General features: G+C 46.0%; 17 protein-coding genes. 11 read left to right on the forward strand and 6 right to left on the reverse strand.

All coding sequences use genetic code 11. The features are described from left to right. The 8 genes from lptA to AC121Z_RS03300 all read left to right on the forward strand — a co-directional run bounded on the left by lptA (position 1) and on the right by AC121Z_RS03300 (position 8267). Entirely contained in the window at positions 1-600 is a 600-nt protein-coding gene (gene lptA / locus AC121Z_RS03265; RefSeq protein WP_498126636.1) for a lipopolysaccharide transport periplasmic protein LptA, read from the forward strand. Continuing rightward, on the forward strand, positions 600-1325 hold the full coding sequence (gene lptB / locus AC121Z_RS03270; RefSeq protein ID WP_498126637.1) for an LPS export ABC transporter ATP-binding protein: 726 nt from the start codon (positions 600-602) through the stop codon (positions 1323-1325). The genes lptA and lptB overlap by 1 nt, the downstream gene beginning before the upstream one ends. A 71-nt stretch (positions 1326-1396) precedes the next feature. Then, positions 1397-2878, forward strand: a complete 1482-nt coding sequence (locus AC121Z_RS03275) for an RNA polymerase factor sigma-54 (RefSeq protein ID WP_498126639.1) — start codon at positions 1397-1399, stop codon at positions 2876-2878. Positions 2879-2905: 27 nt separating this feature from the next. Then, positions 2906-3193, forward strand: a complete 288-nt coding sequence (gene hpf, locus AC121Z_RS03280) for a ribosome hibernation promoting factor (protein ID WP_100644515.1) — start codon at positions 2906-2908, stop codon at positions 3191-3193. Positions 3194-3237: 44 nt separating this feature from the next. Next, entirely contained in the window at positions 3238-3681 is a 444-nt protein-coding gene (gene ptsN / locus AC121Z_RS03285; protein WP_498126640.1) for a PTS IIA-like nitrogen regulatory protein PtsN, read from the forward strand. Between the two features lie 37 nt (positions 3682-3718). Beyond that, a complete protein-coding gene (gene rapZ, locus AC121Z_RS03290; protein ID WP_498126642.1) occupies positions 3719-4564 on the forward strand; it encodes an RNase adapter RapZ in 846 nt (281 codons plus the stop codon). Between the two features lie 8 nt (positions 4565-4572). Continuing rightward, positions 4573-4848 carry an HPr family phosphocarrier protein gene (locus AC121Z_RS03295; RefSeq protein ID WP_498126643.1) on the forward strand — a complete coding sequence of 92 codons (276 nt, stop codon included), beginning with the start codon at positions 4573-4575 and terminating at the stop codon, positions 4846-4848. A 161-nt stretch (positions 4849-5009) separates the two neighbouring features. Then, complete coding sequence (locus AC121Z_RS03300) at positions 5010-8267, forward strand: sensor histidine kinase (RefSeq protein WP_498126645.1); 3258 nt, start codon at positions 5010-5012, stop codon at positions 8265-8267. A 49-nt stretch (positions 8268-8316) separates the two neighbouring features. Here the strand turns inward: AC121Z_RS03300 and AC121Z_RS03305 are convergent, their stop codons facing one another. Both AC121Z_RS03305 and gltB read right to left on the reverse strand, forming a co-directional pair. Beyond that, positions 8317-9732 (reverse strand): FAD-dependent oxidoreductase, encoded by a 1416-nt coding sequence (locus tag AC121Z_RS03305; protein ID WP_498126647.1) that lies wholly within the window; start codon positions 9730-9732, stop codon positions 8317-8319. Between the two features lie 18 nt (positions 9733-9750). Next, a complete protein-coding gene (gltB, locus tag AC121Z_RS03310) occupies positions 9751-14217 on the reverse strand; it encodes a glutamate synthase large subunit (protein ID WP_498126648.1) in 4467 nt (1488 codons plus the stop codon). Between the two features lie 705 nt (positions 14218-14922). Between gltB and arcB the strand changes: the two genes are divergently transcribed. Beyond that, entirely contained in the window at positions 14923-17271 is a 2349-nt protein-coding gene (gene arcB, locus AC121Z_RS03315; protein ID WP_498126649.1) for an aerobic respiration two-component sensor histidine kinase ArcB, read from the forward strand. Between the two features lie 355 nt (positions 17272-17626). Then, a complete protein-coding gene (locus tag AC121Z_RS03320; protein WP_498126650.1) occupies positions 17627-18145 on the forward strand; it encodes a YbhB/YbcL family Raf kinase inhibitor-like protein in 519 nt (172 codons plus the stop codon). Positions 18146-18297: 152 nt separating this feature from the next. Here the strand turns inward: AC121Z_RS03320 and AC121Z_RS03325 are convergent, their stop codons facing one another. From AC121Z_RS03325 to AC121Z_RS03340, 4 genes are read right to left on the reverse strand one after another with little or no spacing between them, the layout of a single operon-like run. Further along, positions 18298-18888, reverse strand: a complete 591-nt coding sequence (locus tag AC121Z_RS03325; RefSeq protein ID WP_498126652.1) for a BON domain-containing protein — start codon at positions 18886-18888, stop codon at positions 18298-18300. A gap of 2 nt (positions 18889-18890) precedes the next feature. Beyond that, on the reverse strand, positions 18891-19484 hold the full coding sequence (locus AC121Z_RS03330) for a phosphoheptose isomerase (RefSeq protein WP_498126653.1): 594 nt from the start codon (positions 19482-19484) through the stop codon (positions 18891-18893). A 2-nt stretch (positions 19485-19486) separates the two neighbouring features. Next, the gene (locus AC121Z_RS03335) at positions 19487-19849 is read right to left on the reverse strand and encodes a YraN family protein (protein WP_498126655.1); all 363 of its coding nucleotides are present in this window, start codon (positions 19847-19849) and stop codon (positions 19487-19489) included. Further along, a complete protein-coding gene (locus AC121Z_RS03340; protein ID WP_498126657.1) occupies positions 19833-21815 on the reverse strand; it encodes a penicillin-binding protein activator in 1983 nt (660 codons plus the stop codon). Before AC121Z_RS03340 ends, AC121Z_RS03335 begins: the two co-directional genes overlap by 17 nt. Positions 21816-21988: 173 nt before the next feature. On the opposite strand from AC121Z_RS03340, the gene rsmI reads away from it, so the two are divergent. After that, positions 21989-22876, forward strand: a complete 888-nt coding sequence (gene rsmI, locus AC121Z_RS03345; protein ID WP_498126659.1) for a 16S rRNA (cytidine(1402)-2'-O)-methyltransferase — start codon at positions 21989-21991, stop codon at positions 22874-22876. Positions 22877-23047: the final 171 nt, after the last annotated feature.

Consider the following 23047-nt stretch of genomic DNA (forward strand, 5'->3'; position numbering starts at 1 on the left):
ATGCTGCGTAACCTTTTTAATAGCATTAGTCAGACCCCGATTTTTACAGCCGTTTATCGTAGTATTTTGATTCTCGGCTACGGCGTGTTTGCTACATTCGTGTGGGCAGGGCAGTCTGACTTTAGTCAACCAATCAAAGTGGATGCAAAAAGCCAGTTTGTCGATGGTAAAAATAAAACCTCTATTTTTAAGGATGATGTTCATATTACCCAGGGGTCGATGGAAATTCATGCGGATGAGGTTGAAGTTATTGCCACAGAAGGTGAAGGTCGCGAAATATTTATCGCACGTGGGCGCCCCGCAATGTACGCGCAAAATATGGATGATGGCAGTCGAGTAACGGCGCAGGCGAATTCAATTACTTATGCTGTATCGTCACGCGCCATTACCTTAGATGGTTCAGCACAGTTGGTGCGCGACAGCAGTATGGTACAAGGTGATTTGATCCAATTTGATATGGAGAAAGAGCAGCTACTTGCGCAAAGCAATGATAACGATGAAGAGCGCCGGGTTACCACCGTATTTCGCCCAGAAACGTTTAAAGATCTGCAAGACGACGAGCCAGAAGAAGAGCAACCGCAACAGGAAGAGCCGCGATAATGGCTACGCTGATCGCGCAGAACTTAGCGAAATCTTATAAGTCCAGACAAGTTGTTAGAGACGTTAGTCTCAGCGTTGATAGCGGTCAAATCGTCGGCCTGCTGGGGCCTAACGGTGCCGGTAAAACAACCACGTTTTATATGATTGTGGGGCTAGTGCCATTGGATCATGGGCGGATTTATATTGACCAATCTGAACTCACTTTGTTGCCCATGCATGAGCGGGCGCGTCAAGGTATCGGCTATTTACCGCAAGAAGCATCGATTTTCCGTAAATTAACGGTGCTCGAAAATATCATGGCTATTTTGCAGACTCGCAAAGAATTAACCACTATTCAGCGGGAGCAAGAGGCAGATGCATTGCTCGACGAATTTAATATTAATCATATTCGCAACAGTCTTGGAATGAGCTTGTCGGGGGGGGAGAGACGCCGAGTTGAAATTGCCAGAGCTCTGGCCGCCAACCCACAATTTATCTTGCTTGATGAACCGTTTGCTGGAGTTGATCCTATCTCGGTCAACGACATTAAAAAAATTATTCAGCACCTGTGCGAGCGCGGTATCGGTGTTTTGATAACTGACCATAACGTCCGTGAAACCCTTGATGTTTGTGAGAAAGCGTACATTGTTAGTCATGGAGAGTTAATCGCTGCAGGTACGGCAGACGAGGTTTTAGCAAATCAAAAAGTGAGAGATGTATACCTCGGCGAGCAATTCAGGCTATAGTTAACCTAACGATAATAATTTGTGCAAAGCAGAGTTCGTCAACACATGGTGTGGGAAGTAAAGAGCAATAAATGAAGCCCTCGTTACAGCTTAAATTCAGTCAACAACTTACGATGACGCCGCAGTTGCAGCAAGCAATCAAACTGCTGCAGTTATCGACGCTCGACTTACAAACCGAAATCCAAGAGGCGCTTGATTCTAATCCATTACTCGAGTTAGAAGAGGTTCACGAGCCAGACAGCAACAGTGATCTGCAGACCAATAGTAAGGAAAAGGAAGAGCCAACGGCGAATTCCAGTGATGATTCACTTGAAAGTGGTGATGCGCTTGAAAAGGCCGATTTGCCGGATGAGTTGCCCATCGATAGTACTTGGGATGAATACTACAGTGCTTCATCGGCACCAGCACCAATGTCTTCAAGTAGTGATGATGACCAGGTTTTTCAGGGGGAAACCACCGACAATATACAGGACCATTTGCTGTGGCAGATGGACTTGACTCCTTTTAGCGAAGTCGATCGCGCCATCGCCATTGCAATCATCGATTCGATTGACGAATCAGGTTATTTAACCTGCACAGTTGAAGATATTCTCGCCAGTGTGAATGATGACGTAACGGACGAGCAGGTTGAAGAAGATGAAGTCTTGTGTGTGCTGAAACGCATTCAAATGTTTGATCCTATCGGCTCTGGCTCTCGCACACCGCAGGAATGCTTGTTAGTCCAACTTAACCAGTTTGCGCCTGACACTCCTTGGGTAGCAGAAGCCAAGCAAATTCTCATCGAATTTTCTGATCTGTTAAGCAGTAAAGACTATCGAACTTTGATGCGCAAAAGCAGACTAAAGGAAGAAGAGCTAAGAGAGGCACTACGCTTATTGCAAACGCTTAATCCGCGTCCAGGCAGTGCGCTGATTACGAAGGAGCCAGAATACGTTATTCCGGATGTATCAGTCAGTAAGAAAAATGGTCGCTGGAATGTCGAGCTAAATCCAGACAGTTTGCCTAAACTAAGTATAAACCAGCAATATGCTGCCATGAGTCGCAACGCGCGCAACAGCAGCGATTCGCAATTTATTCGTTCGCATATGCAAGAAGCTAAGTGGTTCATAAAGAGTTTAGAAAGCCGCAATGAAACATTATTAAAGGTGGCTAACTGTATCGTGCAGCAGCAAATTGGCTTTTTTGAGCATGGGCCAGAAATGATGAAACCCATGGTGTTAAATGACGTGGCTGAAATGGTAGATATGCATGAGTCAACCATTTCACGGGTAACAACGCAAAAATATATGCACACCCCGCGCGGCATTTTTGAACTGAAATACTTTTTTTCTAGTCACGTTGCGACTGACGGGGGTGGCGAATGCTCCTCTACGGCGATACGTGCATTAATTAAGAAGCTGGTGGCAGCCGAAAAACCGAGCAAGCCACTGAGTGATAGCAAGATTGCTCAATTGTTGGCGGACCAAGGTATACAAGTGGCCCGTCGGACAATAGCAAAATACCGTGAATCGCTCGCGATTCCCCCGTCCAATCAACGTAAGAGTTTACTCTAATAGCTCGAACAAGAAGGAAGACGATATATGCAAATTAACTTAACTGGTCACCACGTTGATATTACCGATTCGCTCCGCAATTACGTCGACACCAAATTTTCAAAGTTGGAACGACATTTTGACCATATTTCCAACGTGCACGTGATATTAAATGTGGAAAAGTTAAATCAAAAGGCTGAAGCAACTGTGCATCTGAGTGGTGCGGAGATATTTGCATCATCGGAAGATACTGATATGTATGCAGCGATTGATAGCATGATAGATAAGCTTGATCGTCAGGTTATCCGGCATAAGGAAAAGCTGAAAAAGCATTAAAGCGGTCCTCTCCATCTTGGAGATTTGGAGTTTTTTAATAAACCATGAACCTACAAACAATATTAAGCACGAACCGCACGCAATGTGCGGTTCAGTGTAATAGCAAAAAACGAATTCTAGAAATCATTAGCCAACTCGCTGCGGACAATAATCCCGATATTGACCAAGATAAAGTTCTCGCTGCTCTCATGCAACGTGAACGCATGGGAAGCACTGGAATCGGCAATGGTATTGCTATCCCACATGGTCGCTTGTTGGGCTTGAGTAACGTTATGGCAATCGTAGTAACCAGTGAGCCTGCAATCGATTTTGACGCTATCGACGATAAACCCGTCGATATTTTCTTTGCTATTCTGGTGCCAGAAGATCAAGCTGACGGCCATTTGCAAACGTTGGCGAGCGTTGCTGGGAAGTTAGCAGACAAAGATCGGGTTAAATTAATCCGCAAAGCGCAAACAAGTGATGAAATCCTGCAAGCTTTGGCCTAATCTGTACACATTAATCTAAGGGAATTGATACGTTCACATGAAACTTATTATTGTCAGCGGTCGCAGTGGCTCAGGGAAATCAATTGCGCTACGTGCACTGGAAGATTTAGGTTACTATTGTGTTGATAATATACCCGTCAATCTACTCCCCACCCTGACACATGCCGTGGTCGATGAGTATGACCTTGTCGCGGTAAGCATTGATGTTCGCAACTTGCCAAAAGATCCCAATGAACTTGTAGAAATTCTTAATTATCTCCCTGACGCATGGGACATGAACGTCATCTATTTAGACGCCAGCGATGATGAGCTAGTTAAACGCTTCAGTGAAACCCGACGTTTACATCCACTGTCAAAGGAAAATCGTTCACTCTCAGACGCCATCATTGCCGAAAAACAGTTACTTGCTCCAATTGCTGAACGCGCTGATCTCTATCTGGACACTGACAAACTATCCGTCCATCAGCTAGCTGAATTGATCCGTGAGCGAGTGTTGGGAAAAAAGAGTTCTCGTTTGGTTTTGGTCTTCGAGAGTTTTGGCTTCAAATATGGTATTCCCAAAGATGCCGATTACGTTTTCGATGCCCGGTTTTTACCTAACCCCCATTGGGAGCCCGATCTTAAACACCTAACGGGCTTAGATTCACCGGTTGAACAGTTTTTAGGTTCGCAGCCGATTGTCACCAAATTTGTTTGGCAGATCCAGAACCTTATTTCGACGTGGTTACCGCATTTAGAGCGCAATAATCGTAGCTATGTGACAGTTGCGATTGGTTGTACTGGTGGTCAACATCGTTCGGTGTACGTAACTGAATGCTTAGCGCGGACCTTTCAAGATATTCATCCTGATGTGCAGATCCGCCATCGTGAGCTGAATCGGTAGAGGGATTTATGGCGCGTATTGAAGAGACTGTAACCATCGTCAACAAGTTAGGTTTGCATGCCCGCGCGGCGACTCAATTGGTGACCCTTGCGAATCAGTTCGACGCAACTATCACGCTTAATAAGGATGACAAAAGTGCGGATGCAAGTAGCGTACTTGGTTTAATGATGTTGGAAAGTCACCAAGGGGAATCCGTCAATATTATTTGTGAGGGGAGCGATGCCGATCAAGCATTTGCTGCAGTTAAGCAACTTATTGATGGTAAGTTTAATGAAGATGAGTAGTAACTCGCGGTAATTACTGATTAATTTACCCTCCTAACTTTGCTACTTTTGTTGATCTTGAACTATTCTTGTTCCTATGAGGTTCGGCGCTCCAATGGATTTGACCATGCGCAGTTTTAGGTTAGGTCATACAAAACTTTGGGGGCGTAGTCGTTCATTTAATGTTTGCCACTTTTAAGCTCGTTGCATTGTTCCGGCGTTTTTTTCTACTTAGCTTTTGTATTCTAGCTTGTTCGCTCAGCTTGACCGCTGCAGCGAAGCAGTTTTTCTTCGATGTGGATCGTTATTCGGTTAAATCCGGGCTGCCTGACAGCACTGTGTTCAGTATTGCCCGCGACCAACAAGGTTATCTTTGGCTAGGCACTCCGAACGGGCTTGCCCGATTTAATGGGCGAGTTTTTGATAATTTTTCAGCGGCGAACCCTCAAGGAACAGAGGTCGCTTCGCGTAATAACAGTAATATATTTATTGATAGTCAGCAGCGTCTGTGGGTCGGTACTTGGGGCCAAGGGGTGTTTGTTTATGATCAGCAGTTACGCCTGCAATTGCATTTATCTGACCAAGCATCTGAGGCCTTCAGACTTAATAGCAATTTAGTCCAAACCTTCTTTGAAGATTCGTCAGGCAATGTGTGGGTCGGTACCAATGGCGGTGGCGTGTCAGTTTTCCTACAAGAGACAAACCGCATTCAAACCTTTATGCACAGTGACAGCGACTCTCGTAGCCTCAGTCACAATCGTGTATGGCATATTACTCAAGACTCGGATGGATCCATATGGATTGCTACTGGCGCTGGGTTAGACCGCATTCAAACAGATAGTTTCAGCGTTATTCCCTTAAATAATTTGGTTGCACAGGACAGCCTACTGTTTCAACAGCGTATTCGACGCTTGTTGGTAACATCCGCTGGAGATATGTGGGTAGGTACCGAAAATGGTATTTGTAAGATGGCAAGTACCCGAGATAGTTGTATTACCATTAGCGGGTTTAATGCCGAAAATATCACCGATGTGCGCATAACTGCATTGATCGAGGGAGCTCAAGACCAATTATGGATCGGCACGTTATCCGGTTTGTACCTATATGACACGGCAGCGCAAGATTTTATTCCGTTAGTCAACGGGCAGCGGTTAGCGATACTTCCGCATGATGATATTAGAGACATTGTGTATGATACTAATGGTGTGCTGTGGATAGCATCGCGCCCATCAGGATTAATTAAAGTTAGCTTTATCGGTGACTCTATCACCGGTTTCACTGCTTATCAGGATGCACAGGGAGGCACCGCTGATATTGGGCGCGTACACGCGCTACTCGAAGATTCGTTGCAACAAGTGTGGATAGGATCGACTCAAGGCCTACTGCGACTTGACCGCGGCACGGATATCCCGCAAGTCGTTGACCCGGATATCGGGCTCGTGATTGCCATCATAGAAGATCAGCAAGGAGACTTGTGGGTTGGTAGTAATAAAGGTTTGTTCAGGAAACGCAGTCGAGAGAACGAATTTGTTAATATGCAGTCGTTGTTTCCCGATGCACAAAATTATTTAGTCGAATCATTATTACAATCTTCTGACGGGCTAGTATGGATAGGAACGTCCCATAATGGTCTTTTTGTCTATGATGGAAAGGAAATTAAACGTGTTGACCTGAGTGCGCTGTTGCCGCAATTTATGCAAGCAGCAATCGCTGCAATCGCCGAAGACCGACATCAGTTTATTAACGTTGCGGTTTTGGGGTACGGCGTTTTGCGCTTTCGTTTAGATAGCGAGCGACGACTAATTTTTCAGGCAGGCGATGAGGGGGACTTAAGTAGCAATAACATTGTTGATATGATCCGAGACACTCAGAACACTCTCTGGGTTGCAACCGATAATAAGCTCAATCAGCTTGATGATATATCCAACACCTTTCAATATTTCCCACAAGATCGCCGGATCCAAAATCTGGCGCTCAAAAAGGTATTAGCTGATGTAAATAACGCCATTTGGTTCAGCACTGCTAATGGTATCTATCAATTGAATCCACAACGCACTCAGCTCGAGCATTTCACTACCGATAATGGGCTGCATGGGGACCAATTTGTGATCAAGTCAGGTTTTGCAAGTGCCAATGGCGACTTATATTTTGGTGGGACGACAGGTTTCTCGAGGATCCGGACTGCATCTCTGCAAACTAAAATAGTCCCTTCTAGGATCACGATCAGTCACGTTTTTGTCGATGAAAAGGACGTTTTGTTTGCCTCTCAATTGGGGGCGCAAAAGCATGAGTATAAACATTCGACCAAAGATATAACATTCCAATTTGCAGACTTGAATTTACTTTCTAACATTGTCGCAAGCTACTCTTTTCGCTTGCTTGGACATAAAGACGAATGGTCAGTCCCGGCTGAACAATTCAGCGTTAGTTATGCCGGTCTGGGACCTGGCGAATATGAATTTCAAGTCATTAGTACAGGCAAAGGTATTCAACCTGCGCAGATGGCAAACTTCCGCTTCAGTATTCTAGCACCTTGGTGGCAAACCCCCGCGGCAATTGCTTCTTATGTGTTACTCGCTGTATTGTTTTTTGCTGCGTGGAGCCGTTGGCGAATGGCGACACTGAAGGCGAGCAACGAACATCTTGAGCAAGAGATTAAAAAGCGCAGTGAAGCGTTAGTAAACGCAGAAACCCAGCTCATAGAATCGGAAAAGAATGCATCTTTAACCTCTTTGGTGGTAGGCGTTGCGCATGAAATAAATACGCCGGTCGGCATTGCGGTAACGGCTTCATCCTTAATCCACGATGATGCGCAAAAGCTATTAAGCAAATTTTCCGCAAATAAAGTGACCCGGTCTGATTTTGAGAAAACGCTGCATAGTATTACCGAAGGATCAGCATTGATTGCTTCGAATTTAGAAAAAGCTAACCATTTAGTGCACAGCTTTAAAAATTTATCGACCGATCAAATTTCGCAAACCAAGCGAACAATCGATTTAAAATCATACCTATATGAAGTAATGGTAAACTTAGGGCCAACGTTAGAGCGCGCGAAGGTAAGTTGGCAGCTTGATTGTCCTGATGGTATTCGGCTAGACACATACCCCGGTGCGATAGCCCAGCTCATTACTCAACTAACGCTCAATGCTATCGAACACGCGTTTAATTCGACGCCGTCACCACGGATATCGATTGATGTGTCCATACAAGCCAATAAAGCGCGTTTACTGTTTAGTGATAATGGCTGTGGCGTAAGCGATGAGATCAAGGAAAAGATATTCAAGCCGTTTTTTACCACTCGACGCCAAGCGGGTAACGTTGGGCTCGGCTTACAAATTGTTGCTAATATCGTTACCATTCGTTTGGGTGGAACAATATCCATCAGCGATAATTCGCCATCGGGGACAACCTTTATCTGTGAGTTTGTAAGGGAGTCTTAAGAATCCATGCAGCAAAGCGCCAGAGCATTGGCGCATTGCTGTAGATGCGCTAAACGCCGATGTAGTCGAGGATCCCTTCCGCGGCTTTGCGACCTTCATCGATAGCGGTGACGACTAAATCACTACCACGTACCATATCGCCCCCCGAGAATACCTTAGGATTAGAGGTTTGGAACGCAAATGTACCCTGCGCAGGCGCGCGTACCCGGCCTTTCTCATCAAGAATAATGCCGAAATCAGCAAACCAGCTTGCAGGACTCGGTTGAAAACCAAACGCAATGATAACTGCATCGGCCTCGAGGATATGTTCTGACCCAGCGACTTCAACCGGTCTGCGTCGCCCTTGCGCGTCAGGTGGGCCCATTTCTGTGCGGACCAGCTTAACGCCAACCGTGTTGCCATTTTCATCTACAGCAATATCCAGCGGCTGCAGATTAAATTGAAATTCAACGCCTTCCTCTTTTGCGTTGACAACCTCTCGGCGTGAACCCGGCATGCTTTCTTCATCACGGCGATAAGCACAGGTAACACTGGCCGCACCCTGACGGATAGAGGTTCGCACACAGTCCATGGTGGTATCACCACCACCGAGAACGACCACACGCTTGCCTTGCATGTTAATAAACTCGTCTGGCGACTTTTCAAACCCCATCAAGCGATTGATATTCGCAATGAGAAAAGGTAGTGCTTTGTATACCCCCGGGGCTTCTTCATTAGTAAAGCCACCTTCCATTGCTTTATAGGTCCCCATGCCAAGGAAAACAGCATCATATTCATCTAATAATTGTTGAAATGGAATGTCTTTACCAATCTCAGTATTAAGCACAAATTCAACGCCCATCTCAGTAAAGATCTCGCGACGAAGCTTTACTACGTCTTTCTCGAGTTTAAAAGATGGAATGCCGAATGTAAGTAAACCGCCAATCTCTTGGTATTTGTCAAACACCACCGGTTTGACCCCATTTCTAACTAGAATATCTGCACATGCGAGCCCTGCAGGACCTGCGCCAACGACTGCGACCTTTTTGTCAGTCCAGGTAACACCAGACATATCCGGTCGCCAGCCCATCTTAAAAGCAGTATCGGTGATGTACTTCTCGATACTGCCGATAGTGACGGCGCCAAAATCATCATTGAGCGTACATGCTCCTTCACACAAGCGATCTTGTGGGCACACTCGGCCACATACCTCAGGAAGACTATTGGTTTTATGCGAGAGCTCAGCAGCCTCTAGAATACGCCCTTCATTCGCTAAACTAAGCCATTGCGGAATATAATTATGAACTGGACACTTCCACTCACAATAAGGATTACCACAATCTAAACAGCGATCAGCCTGACCTTCAGTTTGCGACTGCGTCAACGGTTGATAGATCTCACCGAAATCTTCTTTGCGCACTAAGATGGGCTTTTTCGGCGGATCAATTCTTTCAACATCTACAAATTGATAAACGTTCTTGGCCATTACTAATACTTCCTCACACTACTGCGCTTGCAACTGAAGTTCTGACGTAGAGCGGCTAATGTGCCCTAGTAGATTCTTCACATCACTGGTTTTCGGTTTGATGAGTCGGAACTTTGCGACCTCATCGCTGAAATGGGTCAGTAAATGCAGCGCATGATCACTGCCTGTCTCCTCGTAGTGCTGATCAATCAAGCCACGTAAGTGCTCAGTTAATATACCTTTTTGTTCGACTGGCAATATCTCTACCAATTCTGGATTAACGCGTGCAGCAATATCATCATTAGCATCATACAAATAAGCAAAGCCACCGGTCATACCGGCACCGAAGTTAACTCCAATACTACCAAGAACAGCAACGATCCCGCCCGTCATATACTCACAGCCGTTATCACCTATCCCTTCCACGACTGCGATGGCACCGGAATTACGTACCGCAAATCGCTCACCCGCACGTCCGGCTGCAAATAACTTACCGCCAGTAGCACCGTACAAACAGGTATTGCCCATGATGGCACTGTGATGCGGGTTGAACTGAATTCCACGCGGTGGATGAATAACAATCTTACCACCGGCCATACCTTTGCCCACGTAATCGTTGGCGTCGCCAATCAAATGCAGATGTACGCCGCCAGCATTCCACACCCCGAAACTCTGGCCTGAAGTACCACGTAGGGTGATCTTAATCGGACTGTCATCAAGCCCCTCGTTACCATGTACTTTAGCAATAGCGCCAGACAAGGTCGCGCCAACACTGCGATCGGTATTGCGAACGGCATACTCTAGATTTACGCCATTGCCAGTCGCAATGGCTGTTTCACAGTCGCGCATGATTTGCTGATTAAGAAGACCTTTATCGAGCGGCGCATTGGTGGTTTCTGAGCAGAATAGGCGCGTATGTTCGCCGGCTGCTGGCTTGTCCAATAATGGCTGCAGATCTAACTTAGTTTGCTTGGCAGTTTGGCCATCTAAGACTTTTAGAAACTCGGTTCTACCGATCACATCGTCAAGGCGGCGCACGCCAAGTGAAGCAAGGATTTCGCGAACTTCCTGAGCAACGAACTTAAAGTAGTTCATAACCATCTCTGGCAGGCCGATAAAATAGTTGTCACGCAGTTTTTCATCTTGCGTTGCAACGCCAGTTGCACAGTTATTTAGGTGGCAGATACGTAAGTATTTACAGCCTAGTGCAACCATTGGTCCGGTACCAAAACCGAAGCTTTCAGCACCTAAGATGGCACCTTTAACCACGTCAAGGCCGGTTTTTAATCCACCGTCAGTCTGCACACGCACTTTGTGCCGCAAGCCATTTTCCACAAGGGCTTGTTGCGTTTCAGACAAACCCAGCTCAAATGGACTGCCAGCATATTTTACTGATGTTAACGGACTTGCGCCGGTACCGCCGTCATAACCTGAAATCGTGATCAAATCGGCATACGCTTTGGCAACCCCAGTCGCAATGGTGCCCACGCCCGGTTCCGAGACCAGTTTCACCGAAATAAGCGCGGCTGGATTAACTTGTTTTAAATCAAAGATCAGTTGGGCTAAATCTTCGATCGAATAGATATCGTGATGCGGTGGTGGTGAGATTAAGGTTACACCGGGCACCGAGTAACGTAACTCAGCGATGTATTTATTGACCTTATCACCAGGTAACTGCCCGCCTTCGCCCGGTTTAGCTCCTTGGGCTACTTTGATCTGAATAACATTAGCGTTGACCAAATAGTGGGGGGTTACGCCAAAACGACCAGAAGCCACTTGTTTGATTTTAGAATTGCGTTCAGTGTTGAAACGTGCGGGATCTTCACCACCTTCGCCTGAATTTGAATTGCCGCCTAGTCGGTTCATGGCTATCGCGAGCGCCTCATGTGCCTCGGGGCTCAGTGCACCAATTGACATGGCGGCACTGTCAAAACGCGGGAACAAATGTTCGGCAGATTCTACTTCAGCGATGTCAATTGGCTCAAGTGAACTGGTTAAACCTAATAAGTCGCGCAAATGGGCAGGGGCACGGTGATTTACTAGGTCGGCGTAAACTTTATAGTCGTCGTATGAACCTGTTTTGACGGCTTTTTGTAAACTCTGCACAACATCTGGATTGTATGCATGATATTCACCATCATGAACATATTTCAGCAGCCCACCATGTGCTAGCTTTTTACGCTTCAGCCAAGCAACGCGTGCGAGATTTAAGGTGTCTTGCTCGAAATCATCGAAGCTGGCCCCTTGGATGCGACTGGTAACCCCTTTAAAACATAAGTCCATTACACTGCGATTAATACCCACAGCTTCGAATAACTTGGCGCTGCGATAACTGGCAATGGTGCTGATCCCCATTTTTGACATTATCTTGTAGAGACCTTTGTTGATCCCCTTACGATAGTTCAACACCGCATCGAGCACAGGAATATCGAATTCTTTATGCTCTGCCATTTGTTCAATCGTTTCATAGGCTAAGAATGGATAGATCGCTGTCGCCCCTAACCCAATTAATACGGCAAAGTGATGCGGGTCGCGCACGCTGCCGGTCTCAACCACTATATTAGCGTCGCAACGTAACTGCTTCGCAACCAACCGTTGATGTACTGCACCTACTGCCATGGCTGCCGGGATTGGAATGCGGTTTGGCTTAATATGCCGGTCTGACAAAATCACGAAAGCGGCGTGCTTCTGTTTCACCAGGTATTCAACTTCGCCACAAATACGTTCAATTGCTTTCTTGAGGCCTTCGTCCGGGGCATAGTTAAGGTCGACAACTTCGGAATAATAGTTATCCGGATTGAATTCTCTCAGCTGCTTTAAATCGGTGTACATTAATACTGGCGATTCAAATAGCACTCGGTCAGCATAACCACTGGTTTCACTGAATACGTTTTGTTCGCGTCCTATGCAGGTGGCCAGTGACATAACGTGGTTTTCGCGCAATGAATCAATCGGAGGATTGGTCACCTGGGCAAATTGCTGACGAAAATAGTCATAGAGAGTGCGTTGGCGCGATGACATGACCGCCATTGGGGTGTCATCCCCCATGGACCCCACCGCTTCTTGCCCATCTTTAGCTAAAACTTTGATAATTTGCTGGATTTCTTCATAACTGTAATTAAACAGCTTGTGATAGGTCGCAATGACATCATCATCAAATACACGCTTACCAATCAACCCCGAGTCCATCTGCTCAATCGGCGTGAGTCGGCGAATATGCTTAGTTAACCATTCTTGATAGGGATGACGACTCTTTAGATCATCATCAATTTCAGCAGAACGCATGATTTTTCCGGTATAAGTATCTACCGCCAGCATCTCACCCGGACCAACTCGACCTTTTTCGAGCACTGATTCCGGTGCATAGTCCCAAATCCCGACCTCTGAAGCGAGCGTGATAAACCCGTCATCGGTGATCACATAACGTGCAGGACGCAAACCATTGCGATCCAAATTACAGGCTACGTGACGCCCATTGGTCAGAACAATACCTGCAGGCCCATCCCAGGGTTCCATGTGCATAGAATTAAATTCATAAAAAGCACGTAATTCTGGATCCATGGTTTTGTTGTTTTGGTAGGCCGGAGGCACCAGGAGTCGCATCGCTCGGAATAGATCCATACCGCCCGCGAGAAACAGCTCCAACATATTATCCAACGAACTCGAATCGGAACCTTCGGTATTCACAAATGGGGCTGCATCTTTTAAATCTGGGATCAGTGGCGTGGCAAACTTTGCGGTCCGTGCCATGGCCCAATCACGGTTGCCTTTTATGGTATTAATTTCTCCATTATGGGCAAGAAATCTAAAGGGTTGCGCCAATGGCCATTTGGGCAAGGTATTTGTTGAAAAGCGCTGGTGGAATACACAGATCGCACTTGCCATGCGAGGATCTGCCAGATCTAAATAGAATTTAGGCAAATCGCAGGGCATCACAAGCCCTTTATAAATGGTTACTAAGGCAGATAAACAGGCAACATAAAAATCAGGATCATCCGTCAACTGCTTCTCTACTCGTCGCCGGATCATGAACAAGCGCCGTTCTAAATCTCTCTTACGCCAGCCTGGGGGAGCGTTAACAAACACTTGTTCAATTTGCGGTACACCGGTTTTTGCTAGCTCACCCAACACGCTGTGGTCAACGGGAACCTGGCGCCAGCCAGCGACAGCCAGTGTTTCTTTGGTTAATTCTTGTTCTATAACCGCGCGAGCTCGTTCGCGACGCTCATCGTTTTGGCTAAAAAAGATAGTTCCGACACCGTATTTCTTGCTTAAACGCCAGCCATTGTCATCGGCTACGGCCTGAAAGAATGAGTCGGGCTTTTGTAATAAGAGTCCGCAACCATCTCCGGTTTTACCATCGGCAGCAATCCCACCACGATGTTGCATGCGGTCCAGCCCTTCAATAGCTGTGGATATCAAACGGTGACTAGCCTCGCCCTGTACATGGGCGATCAGGCCAAATCCACAGTTATCCCGTGAGTCAGCAGGATTATATAAACTCATTCCAAAACTCCTATTGCTTTTCTTAGCGTGCTAACTGCAACGTTAAGAGGGCAGATCTAGCAGACGTTAATATGCACGCTGACCTAACATAGACCACCCTTCGGCTATGTCTGAACTGCGTGTGTGTAATGCATAACTGTCGTTGTACTTGTGAGGATACAGGCCCTATTGAACCGCATTTTTATTCATTTTTATTTATTGCGGATGGAACAAAATACCCGTGTCCAGCGGGAAAATCAATTGGAGATTCCTTGTTCTTTCTTGTAGTTTGCGACGAATGGATATAATTTTAATATAAACAACAAGTTAACTTATTTATATAACAGTTGCATATGCAACTAATTTACGCCTTTATGGTTCTAATTTCGTACTAATTACGGCGTATTAACATCCAGTTTACAAACCTGAACGGCGTGCTCTTGGAAGGTAATGGTAAGCATAAATATTCAAAATGTAGAGATTTTGTTGCATTTCTATGCATCTAGCGCTCGCTTCGAACTGTAGCAATTATAACTATGTGGTTAGGGGGTTACGTCGTAATCGCCTATCCCCTTCATGCCTGCCGACATATTCGGATGGACGACTGAATACACGGTAAGTGGTTGAGGGAGCCAAAAATACCTAAAATAGGGGGCGAGCAGAGGCTAACACTTTGGCTTAATACTGGTAACATGCATGTATTGCTGAATCAATACGACCATTTACATGCAACAACAACCTTCAAAAGATTCCTGGGCGATTCGTTTTGCACAATTTGTAGAACGTATCGGTACCATAAAGCTAAGTATACTGTTTGTCCTTGCCAGTCTCGTCTTTACCATTGGTGGTTCATACATTATTCGTGTCAGTTTAAATAGCTCAATTGAACCGGATGATTTCATCAGTGCCATCGTGCTGACTATGTTGAGTGCGCCGTGGGTGTTGTATTTTTTCAGTGAACTAGTGAAACATTTGGAACACTCCAGAACCGATTTACAAGATTTGGTTCAACAGATGGAGAAATTGCGGGAAGAAGATGTATTTCTTAATCGCGAATTACAAAACAATATTCGTCAGCTAAATCATGAAATAGAGCAACGTAAAGCCGCTCAACTTGAGCGTGAAACAGTATTTGTTGAGCTTGAAAAGGAAATTAAAGATAAGTCTGAACAAGAGTTGCAAGCCCGTCGTTTATCGACGTTATTGCGCTCAATCATCGATGCTTCTCCTGATTTAATCTACTACCGCAATGAAGAGGGGCGATTTGCCGGGTGTAACCGCGTTGCAGAGCAGCTAACCGGCAAGACACAAGAAGAATTGCTGGGTTTAACCCCGCATGATGTCTATGAAGAGGATCTGGCGAAACAGGTAGTTGCCAGTGATCATGAGGTATTAGAAAGTAACGCCAGTATTACAGAAGAACTCTGGTTGCGATTTGCCGATGGTCGTCATCGTTATTTTGAAATGCGTAAAGTCCCATTTTTCGACAACGAAGGAAATCGTTTGGGGCTGTTAGCATTCGGCCGCGATATGACGGAGCGCAAACAAGCTGAGAGTAAAGCCGCGAAAGCGAGTAAAGATAAAACCCGCTTTATCGCGACGATCAGTCATGAGCTACGTACTCCACTGAACGGGATTGTTGGTTTAAGTCGCATGTTGCGTGATACAGAGCTAAGTAAAGAGCAATTTAACTGGGTCAGTACAATCTACGCCAGTGCTATAACGCTGGGAAATATTTTTAACGATATTATCGATTTGGACCGGCTTGATCGTGATAAATTGGAACTATCGCTAAAGACGGTTTCGTTGCACGAATTTACCGATGAGCTTGGCAGTATCATTCGTCTATTGGCCGCGGACAAGGGGCTCGATTTTGTGTGGGAAATCAAAGAACCATTACCTACGCTCATTGAGGTTGACGGTACACGACTGCGCCAAGTGTTATGGAACATTATGTTTAATGCAGTCAAATTCACTCCACGTGGGCGTGTCGCACTTACGGTGTCGGCTACCTTACCCGAACAGGGCGTGTCCTTGGTTAAATTTGTCATTGAGGATACAGGGGTAGGGATCCCACAAGAGGAACTCGATAAGATCTTCGCCATGTATTATCAAGTTGACCATCCCGATCACCAGACTGCAACCGGCACGGGTATAGGCTTGGCAATTTGTAAACAGATGGTCGATTTGATGAATGGTAAAATTACCGTGCATTCTGAAGTGGGACAAGGTTCTTGTTTTGAAGTTGAATTACCGGTGGCTATTTCGACTAAACCTGTGCAATTAGAATCGCTCAAAGTTGATAATCTGCACATTTTATTGGTGGAAGACATTGAGCTGAATGTGATGGTTGCCAAAGCACTGCTGGAAAAATTAGGCCAAAAAGTCGATGTGGCAATGACCGGCCAAGAAGCTATTGATAAGGCACGTGAAAATACCTATGACTTGATTTTGCTGGATATTCAATTGCCTGACATGAATGGGTTTGAAGTCGCTAAAACACTGCACGAAGAAGACTTAGTAATGCAAACACCCATCGTTGCGTTGACCGCGAATGTAATTAAAAAGCGAGAAGAGTATTTAGAAAATGGCATGGATGACATTATCGCAAAGCCATTGAAGAAGAGCCGTGTTATTGAAGTCTTTAACGCCTTGTTTGACTATTCTCCTGGCGCAGCGAACCGAGTCAATACCACAGCAAAACCCAATAAGGATTTAGGCAATGTGCTCGATCTGGATTTACTCCAGATGTTAGTGGATACCATAGGTGAGGACATGGTGCGTACCAGCGTAAAAGTGTTCCAAGAAAAGATGCCAGAGTACATGGAAATATTACAGTTGAGCCTGAGTGCAGACGAGAAGTCCGAAGTCTGTGCTCAAGCACACAAAATTAAAGGGGCTGCTGGTTCCGTTGGACTTGCGCGGGTGCAGCGTATTGCCAATCAAATCCAACAGGGTGATCACCCTGCATGGTGGCAAAATGTTCAGGATTGGGTGGAAGAGCTCCAAGAAGCCGTGCACAAGGATATGGTTATGCTTAACGACTGGCTAAACGAACAAACGATAGAAGATTAATATAAAAGGCATTCATTGATGGGTAATAGTACTCGTCGCCGGGTTTATCGGATCATGTCTCGGCGCCTTGTTTTCTGGTGGTTCAGCATATGTGTGGTGCATTTTTCTAATGGTATTAGTTCTGTTGCCATTTTTCCCTGCGCAAAGTGGAGACCCTGAGCTGGCTATTGAGCACTCGCGAAAACCTTTGCGTTGGTATCAATCGCCTTTGCCTTACGTCGGTATTTTATTACTTTGTGGTATTTTTTTGTTTATTTGAATTCCTGATGTTTTTTGCCTGCGTTAAAAGGCAATTAATAATGGTCGCTTTTACCGTATCTGAACGTATCAGCAGTAAAAATAAGAGGGCTCTATTATGACAACATTACTGAAATCCATCATGCCTGGCGCGATGACCATTCGTAGCAATGATATCGCGCATGGCGAATTTATGAGTAAAAAGCACGAAGCCGATGTGTTTGGTGGCGATGGTGAGAATGTTTCACCCCATCTAGCCTGGGATGGAGCGCCCAATGGAACCAAAGCCTTTGCCGTGTTTTGTTATGATCCTGATGCGCCTACGGGTAGTGGCTTTTGGCATTGGCAGTTGATCAATATACCGGCTGATGTTACTGAACTACCATCGGGCGCAGGTAGTAGCGACTCTGCTAATATTCCTGCTGGGAGTTTTCAGAAAACTAATGATTATGGCACGGTTGGTTTCGGCGGTGCTTGTCCGCCTGAAGGGCACATTGCCCATCGCTACCAATTTACCGTATTCGCGCTCAGTGACGTATTAGATATCCCCGCAGGGGCATCCTCTGCTGTCGCTGGCTTTATGGTTAACGCGCATGCTTTGGCTTCAGTTACCTTGGAAGCACTCTATAAACGCTAAGAGTTAAGCTTACGACAACGACGCGCGAACGCGTTTATCGCATGAGCAAACGCAGGTAGCGCGTGGTTGTCAATCTTAGGGCTAAGCTCGATGTGCTCAGCCAAGGTAAAGTCATTAATGCGTAGCGCCAAATCCGTCGATTCTTGCGTAATCTAGGATTTCAAATCAAAAGCACGGATTACCTTGTTAACGCCTTCGACATTGCGAGCAATGTCAACAGCAGCGTTGGCCTCCAGTGTCGATAGTCGCCCCATCAAGAAAATCTCACCATTTTCAGCTATTACTGAAACGTTAAGTGTAGGCACTCGCTCATCGGTGATGAATTTGGCTCTGATCTTATTGGCTAACCAAATATCATTGGCTTGTGTCGATGCGCCAATTGGTTGCGCAACTCTAATTTGATTGTGGATCTTGCTGATATTTTCGACTTTCTGGGTTGCATTGATAGCCATCTGACGCAAAGCTTCACTGGGCGCTTGCCCAGTTAACAACACTACCGAGTTGTACACATTAACCTGAATATTGGCTTGATTGCGCAGGGCCTCTACTTGGGCAAGCTGAAAAGCAACACGCCCTTGAATTGTCGTGTCGTCTAGTTGAGTACCCACGGTGCGCCGGTCATTTGCACTAACTGCGGCGACGGTTCCAGCTGCGCCAACCGCTAAAAGGGTACAGCCACTTTGCGTCACCAGCGAAAGGGCAAGAATCGCACTCAAGAGTGAAACCTTTTTGATGTTACGCATGCTTAGCTATCCGCGGCAATAGGAAATAAAGTATCGTCAATGCATTCACACAAATTGTGGATCACTAACAAATGCACTTCTTGAATGCGCGCTGTGCGCGATGATGGTACGCGGATCTCGACATCATTGGGACCAAAGAATCCCGCCATCTCACCGCCGTCTTTGCCGGTCAGCGCTACGATTGTCATATCTCGTGATAATGCGGCTTGCATGGCATTGATGACGTTGCGAGAATTGCCACTGGTCGATATCGCAAGAAGAATATCTCCGGGTTGGCCAAGTGCACGGACTTGCTTGGCAAAGACTTCATCGTAGCTGTAATCGTTGGCAATAGAGGTTAAGGTTGATGTATCGGTTGATAATGCAATCGCAGGCAAACTGGGTCGCTCCCGTTCATAGCGATTGAGTAATTCAGAGGAAAAGTGTTGCGCATCGCCGGCTGAACCACCATTGCCACAGCTCAGGATCTTATTGCCATTGATTAAACACTGGGTCATCATAGTGGCTGCTTTTTCGATGGACTCAGGAAGCACTTCCAGTGCGGACAGTTTGGTTTGTACACTTTCCGTAAAATTCGCTTTGATTTTTTCTATCATTGTTATCCCGTTACGTTTTTAATCCATTGGATTGAGTCTTCAGTTAGCGCGACTAAATCAATCCGTATAGCAGTATTAAATTCATTGAGGTGATTATCCAATAAAAATACGCGTACTGCATTAACCACCCGACACAGTTTGACCCGAGAGAGCTGTTCAATTGGATGCCCAAACTGGTCGGCACTGCGGAACTTCACTTCGACAAATACCCAGGTTGCTTGTTCCCGAAAAATTAAGTCAATTTCGCCGCATTTACAGCGATAGTTACGAGCTACAAACGTTAAGCCGTGCGCTAACAAATACTTCAATGCGCGACTTTCAGCAATATCACCAATCGCTTTATTTTGGTTACCTCGGGCTGGCAATCACTCTAACCTGTTCATTATCAATAATCGCGAGCGGTAACTCCCGAACAATTTCTTTTTCACTATTCAAATGCAGCCGACCAGTAAGGCCGTATTGACTTAATTGCGGGATCACTGCCATATGCCGCATAACATGCATCTTCTGGAATGCATCGTAGCCGAGGGCAAACAAACGTTTTAATGATTCACGCTGATTGGGGTAGAGCGTATCGTACTCTGTTATCAATGTCTGCCATTCAGGGCTCGGCATCATCCAGGGCATATCGATGAAGTGAATGTTTTGTAAATCTCGCAGTAGGTTTTTACTACTATCAAAACGAATACTTCGTGAGGTGACATAAACGGGAACATCTTTGTCGGTAAATGGGCTGAGGCTGGCTTCGATAACGGGGTTAAGAAGTTCAGTTTGATCCGGACTAGAAAAAGCTATTATGGCATCAATATCGCGGCGGTTGCGTGGCACATTGTACAGTTCAGGGATTAAAATATTTTCTAGTTGACTGATCCGCGCTTTACTCTGGGCAACATCCAAGGCACTTGCAATACCTTCGCGCATACTGTTAATGCTGTCATAACTAACAATAGTAATGCCTTGGTTGTCTGCACGCTGATTGAGTTCTCGCCATTGTGCTAAAAATGCACTTGCCATTCGCTGATTAATATTGTCTTGTGAATGCACCATCACCGGTGCTCGGTATCCTTGGTTGAAGATTTGACGCGCCAATTGGCGGGCCTCATCCTCCGGCGCCAAAGCAAAGAAATAGCGCTCATGCATGGCCTGGTCTGCAGCCATTTCGCTCGCAGTTATAGCGTCGTTACCATCGAGTTCATTGTGCGTTGCAGTGACTGGGTTCTCCAAAACTAGATTGTCGGTTACGCGATTGAGCGCTAGCAATGTTGTAGAAGCCGGTAGGAGTGGTTCAATGCGTACAATTTCATCCCGCAATAGCGGGCCGATGACAATGTCTATATCTTGAAGTTGCGTGGCAATAACGTCAGTAGTTAGCGTTTCTGAATCAATAAACTGCAAGCTGACGGGACTATTTTCCGCAGTCACAGTTTGTTGATGTTGAATATACGCAGCAATAATGCCCTGTTTAATTGCCTGCGCTTGAGTTGCTAGACGACCACTGAAGGGTAACAACACTGCTACCTGCTTTATCTTAGCAGGCTGCACTTGCACACCATTGACCAGTTCGGCAGGGGGAAACAAGGTAATTGGATGTTCAGGATGACTGATAACAAATTGTTGAAAGGTATTAAATAGCCGCTCTGGGTCGGCACCATGTTCCCGTAGCATCGCCGCTACCGTTAACCAAGGGGAAAGTTCGGTTTGTTGCTTCAACCATTGGTATTGTTGCGACGCAGGTACTTGGTTTAGCCACTGCCAGATCTGTTTATTGTCTGCTTCTGAGATATTGCTCTGGCGTGCTAATGCAGCGGCGGCCTCGACCCATAGACCTTCCTGCGCGTAGACTTGGGCTAATAGCCGACGTTGCTTAGCGACCACAGCGGGGTCATTGGATACCGTTTGCAGTAAATCTATGCGAGTTTCTGTCGATAAACCGTCGCGGCCAGCGCAGGCTGCTAGAATGAGGTTAAACTTGGCTTGTTCCTTTACGCTAATCGAAGGTTTTAGCGCTTGTAATAGCGTTAGCGCTGGCTCACACTGTTGTTGATCGACATACATATCTGCGGCTTGTAATAGGTACTCGACTGCCGTTGAGTTGAGTCCATATTCAGTTGACTCCAGTTCAGCGGCCTGCCGCGCAAGTTCAATCAATGCTACAGGTGATAACGGATCATTTTGCTCGGCTTGCTCAGCTTGATTAGGGACAGGGACTGCTGGTCTGCTGGTCGTATTCTTAGGGGTTGACCCACAACCAGATACCAGAAGAACTAGTGCGACTAGCAGTATCTGATGTAATCCATAGTGTGACTTAGCCGTAAGGTTCAATGCTCGCATACCGATCAATAATTAAGTTCAGGCTTAAGAGTGTAACACTAGGTATTTGCGATGTACCACTACCGCAGAACGAATTCGGGCTAAAGTACAGGACAATTGGACTTCCAATAGAGGCTTAATCAAATCACGTGGTACAATTACTGCCTTACTCGATTGGACCCATTTGAAAGTTTATGCAACCGCTGAATGAGTTGACTGAAAATTTTGCTGCGCTCAATAATCAAAGCGCTGAACCCGGCACGCTATATATTGTACCAACACCGATAGGTAATCTAACCGATATGACGCTGCGAGCAGTGGCAATATTGTCTAGTGTTGATGTGGTTGCCGCAGAGGATACCCGACACAGCAAGCGGTTATTTGAGCATTTCTCTATCCAAGCCAAATTGATCTCATTGCATCAGCACAATGAACAGCAGCGTGCGGAAATGTTATGTGAGCGCCTAAAAGATGGCCAAAGCGTGGCGTTGATATCGGATGCAGGCACCCCGCTAATCAGTGATCCCGGTTTTGTCATGGTCCAGCACTGTCGTGCTCATGGTCTTCCCGTGATTGCCCTGCCTGGCCCGTGCGCCGCTATTACCGCACTGAGTGCGGCAGGGCTACCCACTGATCAGTTTCACTTTATCGGGTTTTTACCCGTGAAACAGCAAGCGTTAAAAAATCGTTTAGAAGCGATAGCGTCAGCACCGATGACGACCGTGTGCTACGAGGCGCCACGCCGAATTTTAGCGACCATAGAAGCCTGCTGTGAGTGTCTTCACCCTAGCCAAACCGTAGTTCTAGCCAAAGAGTTAACCAAAGCTTTCGAACGTTATATCAGTGGTTCACCAGAAGACGTAAAAGCGTGGTTGTTGGCCGATGAAAAGCACCAAAAAGGCGAGTTTGTAGTCATGATTTCACCGTCTCAGGCCGCGCATGAAGATATTCCCCCTGAAGCTTTGACATTGCTGCAAGCTTTGCGCAATGAATTACCGCCGAAGAAGGCCGCAGCAATCGTTGCTGATCACTTCGGAGTGAAAAAAAATACACTTTACGCTTGGTTAATGGAAAACAAATGATCGGTAACCCAGAGTCGCGCGTTTAAGTCAACGCTCAGTCGAATAAACGTTGTATTTAATGTTGTTATGCTTCGACTAATGGCAAGTCCACTGCGATGAGCCTTACGGTGTACTCACTCTGACTTGGTATTATGTTCGCACAGCACCACTCAAACTGAATTTAAGAGATAA

This window comes from Alteromonas sp. DYW1 (assembly GCF_059752595.1).